Here is a 5,289-nt window from a genome sequence, read left to right on the forward strand (position 1 = left end):
TTCATCTCCGTTTCGCCTGCCCCCCCCCCGCCCACCACCTTAACGTTGCCGGCCGCCGCGGGCCCGGGGCCCGGGGGGGGGGGGCCGGGCCCGGCGCTTCACATGAGCCGGGGGCTATGCCACTACGCCGGGACGCTGGCGATGCCCGGGGCCAGGAACTTCTTGCCGTTCACCCGCTCCGAGACACCCTCGCGGTCCAGGTACGGCGTGATGCCGCCCAGGTGGAAGGGCCATCCGGCGCCGGTGATCAGGCACAGGTCGATGTCCTGCGCCTCGGCCACGACACCCTCCTCGAGCATGAGGCCGATCTCCTGGGCGACGGCCTCCAGCACGCGGGCGCGCACCTGCTCCTCGGTGAGGACGGTGTCGCCCTGGACCAGGAGAGCGGCGACCTCGGGGTCCAGCTCCGGCTTCCCGGAGTCGTAGACGTAGAAGCCGCGCTTGCCGGCCTTGACCACAGCGGCCAGGTTCTTGGAGACGGTGAACCGCTCCGGGAACGCGCCGTGCAGGGTCTCCGACACGTGCAGACCGATGGCCGGGCCGACCAGCTCCAGCAGCACCAGCGGGGACATCGGCAGGCCGAGCGGCTCGATGGCCTTCTCCGCGGCGGCGACCGGGGTGCCCTCGTCGATGACGTTCTGGATCTCGCCCATGAAGCGGGTGAGGATCCGGTTGACCACGAAGGCCGGGGCGTCCTTGCACAGGACGGCCGTCTTCTTCAGCTTCTTGGCGACACCGAAGGCGGTGGCCAGCGAGGCGTCGTCGGTCTTCTCACCGCGGACGATCTCCAGCAGCGGCAGCACCGCGACCGGGTTGAAGAAGTGGAAGCCGACGACCCGTTCCGGGTGCTGGAGCTTCGACGCCATTTCGGTGACCGAGAGGGAGGAGGTGTTGGTGGCGAGGATGGCGTGTTCCGGCACGACCGCCTCGACCTCGGCGAACACGTTCTGCTTGACGCCCATCTCCTCGAAGACGGCCTCGATGACGAAGTCCGCGTCGCCGAAGGCGGCGGCCTTGTCGAGCGAGCCGGAGACCAGAGCCTTCAGGCGGTTGGCCTTGTCCTGGTTGACACGGCCCTTGAGCAGCAGCTTGTCGATCTCGCTGTGGACGTAGCCCACACCCTTGTCGACACGCTCCTGGTCGATGTCGGTCAGCACGACCGGCACCTCGAGGCGGCGGGCGAAGAGCATCGCCAGCTGAGAGGCCATCAGACCGGCGCCCACGACGCCGACCTTCGTGACCGGGCGGGCCAGGCTCTTGTCCGGGGCCCCGGCCGGGCGCTTGGCGCGCTTCTGCACCAGGTTGAAGGCGTAGATGCCGCTGCGCAGCTCGCCGCCCATGATCAGGTCCGCGAGGGCCTGGTCTTCGGCGTCGAAGCCCTGGCGCAGATCGCCGTTCTTGGCGGCGGCGATGATGTCCAGCGCGCGGTACGCGGCCGGGGCGGCACCGTGCACCTTGCCGTCGGCGAAGGCCCTGCCGCGGGCGACGGCCTGGTCCCAGGCCTCGCCGCGGTCGATCTCGGGCCGTACGACCTCGAGCTCACCGCGCAGCACGGAGGCGGTCCAGATCAGCGACTGCTCGAGGAAGTCGGCGCCCTCGAAGATCGCGTCGGCGATCCCGAGCTCGTGGACCTGCTCCCCCTTGAGCTGCTTGTTCTGGTTGAGGGAGTTCTCGATGATGACGCTGACCGCGCGGTCGGCACCGATGAGGTTCGGCAGGATGGCACAGCCGCCCCAGCCCGGCACGAGGCCGAGGAAGACCTCGGGCAGCGAGAACGCCGGCAGCACCGCGGACACGGTCCGGTAGGAGCAGTGCAGACCCACCTCGACGCCGCCGCCCATGGCAGCGCCGTTGTAGTACGCGAAGGTCGGCACGGCCAGCGCGGACAGCCGCTTGAAGACGTCGTGGCCGCCCTTGCCGATGGCCAGCGCGTCCTCATGGCGCTTCAGCAGCTCGACGCCCTTGAGGTCGGCGCCCACGGCGAAGATGAACGGCTTGCCGGTGATGCCGACACCGACGATCTTGCCTTCGGCGGCTTCCTGCTCGACCTGGTCGATGGCGATGGCCAGGTTCGCGAGGGACTGCGGGCCGAAGGTGGTCGGCTTGGTGTGGTCCAGGCCGTTGTCCAGCGTGATGAGCGCGAACCGGCCGGCGTCCTGCGGGAGGTCGAGGTGGCGTACGTGCGCCTGGGTCACGACCTCGTCCGGGAAGAGCTCGGCCGCGCCCTTCAACAGCTCTGCGGTGGTAGTCACTTGTTCCCCTCGAAGTGCGGGTTCTCCCAGATCACGGTGCCGCCCATGCCGAAGCCGACGCACATGGTCGTCAGGCCGTAACGGACGTGCGGCTGCTCCTCGAACTGCCGGGCCAGCTGCGTCATCAGACGCACGCCGGACGACGCGAGCGGGTGGCCGTAGGCGATGGCGCCGCCGTACTGGTTGACGCGCGGGTCGTCGTCGGCGATGCCGTAGTGGTCGAGCAGGGACAGCACCTGCACGGCGAAGGCCTCGTTGATCTCGAACAGGCCGATGTCGTCGATCGACAGGCCGGCCTGGGCGAGGGCCTTCTCGGTCGCCGGGACCGGGCCGATGCCCATGACCTCGGGCTCGACGCCGACGAAGGAGTAGGACACCAGGCGCATCTTGACCGGCAGGCCGAGCTCGCGCGCCACGTCCTCGGCGGCGATCAGCGAGGCGGTGGCGCCGTCGTTGAGCCCCGCGGCGTTACCCGCGGTGACGCGGCCGTGGGCGCGGAAGGGGGTCTTGAGGGAGGCCAGGTTCTCCAGGGTGGTGCCCGGGCGCATCGGCTCGTCGGCCGTCGCCAGGCCCCAGCCGGTCTCGCCGGCCTCTTCGTTCGTACGGCGCACCGCGACCGGCACCAGGTCGGCCTGGATCTTGCCGTCGGCGTACGCCTTGGCGGCCTTCTCCTGGCTGCGCACCGCGTACTCGTCGGCGCGCTGCTTGGTGATGTGCGGGAAGCGGTCGTGCAGGTTCTCCGCGGTCATGCCCATGAACATGGCGGACTGATCGACGAGCTTGTCCGACACGAAGCGCGGGTTCGGGTCCACGCCCTCGCCCATCGGGTGGCGGCCCATGTGCTCCACACCGCCCGCGACGACGACGTCGTACGCGCCGAAGGCGATGGAGCCCGCGGTGGTCGTCACGGCGGTCATCGCACCGGCGCACATCCGGTCGATGGAGTAGCCGGGGACCGACTGCGGCAGACCGGCCAGGATGCCGGCGGTACGGCCCAGGGTCAGGCCCTGGTCGCCGATCTGGGTGGTCGCAGCGAGGGCGACCTCATCGATGCGCTCCGGGGGCAGATCCGGATTGCGGCGGAGCAGCTCGCGGATGCACTTCACGACCAGGTCATCGGCCCGGGTGTCGTGATAGATGCCCTTCGGGCCCGCCTTGCCGAACGGGGTGCGGACGCCGTCGACGAAGACGACATCCCTAGCGGTACGAGGCACTTGGCTCTCCTCCTGATGCGGAACGGGGCACGGTGCTGCCTGCGGCGGCTCTGCCAGCCATGCTACTTGCGGGTAACCATGCTGCCCAGTCCTGTCGGCCGGAGCGGCACAGATCACACGCCACGGGGCCGCTCCGGTGGCTCGGCCAGGACGGACCGAGGGCCGGAGTGCGGCCTGCGACAAGGCTCCACCCGGCCGTATCGGCGCCAGTCGTAGTGATCACTCAGGCGGTCGGACCGGAACGGGGCGGAGGTCCCTCCGGCTCGGCCGACCGTGGCTCGGGACGCCTCTCGGGTGCCGGCCGGGCGGAAGGGCTCCGTGCCGCCGCTGTCCCGGGTGTCGGGCAGCGGAAACGGAGGGAGGTGCCGGTCGGGTGTCGCCCTTCCGGTGCCAGCCTTCCCGGCGCGGAGCGGACTCCGTGGCGGGAAGGCCGTCAGACAGCGGTGATCGACAGGGCACCCGTCAGGAGAGGGGCCGTCTGGTCGATCTGCCACGGACGTGCGCCATGGGTGGCCAGGAAGGCGGAGACCGCCTCCACCGTCGGCTCGGCAGGAGGCTCCCAGCACAGGCGGCGGACCGTGTCCGGCGTGATCAGGTTCTCCTGCGGGAGGCCCAGGGCATCCGCGAGCGCCGACACCGCCGCCCTCGCCGCGGACAGCCTGGAGGCCGCGGCCGGGTCCTTGTCGGCCCAGGACCGCGGCGGGGGTGGGCCGGACACGGCCTGGCCGGGCTGCGGGAGCTCCGTGTCGGGCAGCGCACGGGCCCGGTCGACCGCGGACTGCCACTGCTCCAGCTGCTTGCGGCCCATCCGGTGCCCGAAGCCCGGCAGCGCCGAGAGGGTCTGCGCATCGGTCGGCAGCGCGAGAGCGGCCTCGACGATGGCCCCGTCGCCCAGCACCTTGCCCGGCGAGATGTCGCGCCGCTGGGCGATCCGGTCGCGGACGGTCCACAGCTCCCGTACGACGGCCATCTGCCGACGCCGCCGCACCTTGTGCATCCCGGACGTACGGCGCCACGGGTCCTTGCGGGGCGGCGCCGGGGGCGCGCCGGCGATGGCAGCGAACTCCTCGTGAGCCCACGACAGCTTCCCCTGCCGGTCCAGCTCCTCCTCCAGAGCGTCCCGCAGGTCGATCAGCAGCTCCACATCGAGAGCGGCATAGCGCAGCCACGGCTCCGGCAGCGGGCGGGTGGACCAGTCGACGGCGGAGTGGCCCTTCTCCAGGGCGTAGCCCAGCACGTTCTCGACCATGGCTCCCAGCCCGACCCGCGCGAACCCGGCCAGCCGCCCGGCCAGTTCGGTGTCGAACAGGCGCGCCGGTGTCATGCCTATTTCGCGCAGGCACGGCAGATCCTGGGTGGCGGCGTGCAGCACCCATTCGGCGTCGCCGATCGCCGCCCCCAGCGTGGACAGGTCGGGGCAGCCGACGGGGTCGATCAGGGCGCTGCCCGCGCCGTCGCGGCGGAGCTGCACCAGATAGGCGCGCTGCCCGTAGCGATAGCCGGACGCTCGTTCGGCGTCCACGGCGACGGGCCCCGTACCCGCCGCGAAGACCGCCACCACCTCGGCGAGGGCCCCGGCGGTCGCGGTCACCGGCGGGATGCCCTCTTGCGGCTCCAGCAAGGGGACCGGCGCGGACTCGATGGCCGGGGGGCCGCCCCCGGGGATTCGCAGTGATGGGTCTGCTGCGGTCTCTTGGGCGTCGGTCACCGGTCAAGGGTATCCATGTATGTGAGGCGCCCCCCCCCCGAACCAACCCGCGGCGGGCGCGGGTGGGGTGGCCGGCGCAGAAGTAAAGAAAAACAAACCACAAAAAAACAAAAAA

General features: G+C 71.1%; 3 protein-coding genes. All 3 read right to left on the bottom strand.

Translation table 11 applies throughout. The features are described from left to right. Positions 1-122: 122 nt before the first annotated feature. The 3 genes from ABZW18_RS34070 to ABZW18_RS34080 all read right to left on the bottom strand — a co-directional run bounded on the left by ABZW18_RS34070 (position 123) and on the right by ABZW18_RS34080 (position 5,174). Positions 123-2,252: a 3-hydroxyacyl-CoA dehydrogenase NAD-binding domain-containing protein gene (locus tag ABZW18_RS34070; RefSeq protein ID WP_356195221.1), complete on the bottom strand. Its 2,130-nt coding sequence runs from the start codon at positions 2,250-2,252 to the stop codon at positions 123-125. Then, positions 2,249-3,466, bottom strand: coding sequence for an acetyl-CoA C-acyltransferase (locus tag ABZW18_RS34075; RefSeq protein WP_356195223.1), 1,218 nt, complete (start codon positions 3,464-3,466; stop codon positions 2,249-2,251). Before ABZW18_RS34075 ends, ABZW18_RS34070 begins: the two co-directional genes overlap by 4 nt. 433 nt (positions 3,467-3,899) lie before the next feature. Beyond that, the gene (locus ABZW18_RS34080; protein ID WP_356195225.1) at positions 3,900-5,174 is read right to left on the bottom strand and encodes a ribonuclease D; all 1,275 of its coding nucleotides are present in this window, start codon (positions 5,172-5,174) and stop codon (positions 3,900-3,902) included. Positions 5,175-5,289: the final 115 nt, after the last annotated feature.

Origin of the sequence: Streptomyces sp. NPDC004647, assembly GCF_040609575.1 — a bacterium.
Lineage (GTDB): Bacteria > Actinomycetota > Actinomycetes > Streptomycetales > Streptomycetaceae > Streptomyces.